The sequence below is a fragment of the Phyllobacterium sp. P5_D12 genome (assembly GCF_054049495.1).
In genome coordinates, this window is record NZ_JBFUMG010000854.1 from 1 (window position 1) to 1,368 (window position 1,368).

General features: G+C 57.0%; 1 protein-coding gene. It reads left to right on the plus strand.

The features are described 5' to 3' along the window. Nucleotides 1-1,368 (plus strand): hypothetical protein (locus tag ACXJ5O_RS27060; protein WP_457302608.1); only part of this gene is annotated, 1,368 nt, incomplete at both ends.

Sequence of the window (1,368 nt, forward strand, 5' to 3'; positions counted from 1 at the left end):
GTTGTATCCCGTTGGGGGATGTCATCCAGGCAGTCAGCGGTCTTGCCGGCAAACCGCAGGAAATACCCAAATTCGCCAGCGAAGCCAGCACGCAGGTCGAGAATTTCATCAATGGCTTGGCAAGATTGTTCGAGTTTGTCGGTCGCCTTGCCGAGCAACCGGGTTCGATTGCGGACGCAGCCATAACAGCCGCCAAGAACACGCTCGATGATCTATTGGAACAGGCAGAAGTCTATGAGGCCGGGCTCGTCGCCAATGCAAAAGCGCGGGTGAATGGTCTCATCAACGCCTTGCTTGACGTCAAGGCGGAGATCGCGCCTCTTCTTGCCGTGGTAAGCGTCGATACGGCGCCTGGGCTCGGGGGATTGACCGGTGCTCTGACAAATCTCCAGAACGCGGCGGGTCAACTGCGCACCGCTGCCAATGCACAGGTTGGCGGCGTTTCTCTTCCCGCAGGCTTTCGTCAATCCCTACTCCAGATCGCCGGTCAGATCGAAACCCTGAGCAATGATGTTTCGACGATCACGACGTTGATCAGCCAGGGCAAGGTGCTTTTCCAGGCATTGGACGCCATTGTCGGCCAACCTGACCAGCTTGCTGACCTGTTGGGCGATCCGGGAGAACTCGCCACGCGGCTTACGGCGGTCCAGAATGCTATCACGCCTCTGCAGACGACGGTCTCAGGCTCCCGCCTGTTGGACGGGGCGCCCAAGCAAACGATGCTCGGTGCGATCGATGTCGTCCTTCAAGTCCTCGGGGCGGCTGCAGATTTGTTGAAGTTGCTCGAAATGCTGACTGGCGACGAACTGACAATTCGCTTCGACTGGAATCCGCCTATCGATAACTGGGCGCTGCCCGGAGTGGACCGCGCCAAAGATCCACTGTTTCGAGCCAATGACAAGCGCGGTTTTTTGGTGGCCGTCGAAGCCAAGGTCAAGAAGAACGGCAGCAGTGCGCCCAAGATCAGCGTTGTCTGCAGCCTGAAACATTTTGATCTGGTCTTGATCGCCCCGGCCAGCTTCATCGAACTCAATTTCGAAAAGATCGAATTTCGCGTGGATAGCGGCGCCAAGATGGATATCGATGTCCTGCTCAATGACATCAAGTTTGTCGGTCCGCTCAGTTTTGTCGAGACGCTGCGCGATCTGATCCCCCTCGACGGCTTCTCCGATCCGCCGTTCCTCGATATCACGCCCCAGGGCATCGACGCCGGCTTTTCGGTCACGCTGCCAACGATTGCCATCGGTCTGTTCAATTTGAGTAATCTGAGCCTTGGTGCAGGCTTTACCGTGCCGTTCATCGGACAACCTCTTTCGGTGCGGTTCAATTTCTGCACGCGGGAACAACCATTCAATCTGACCGTATCGC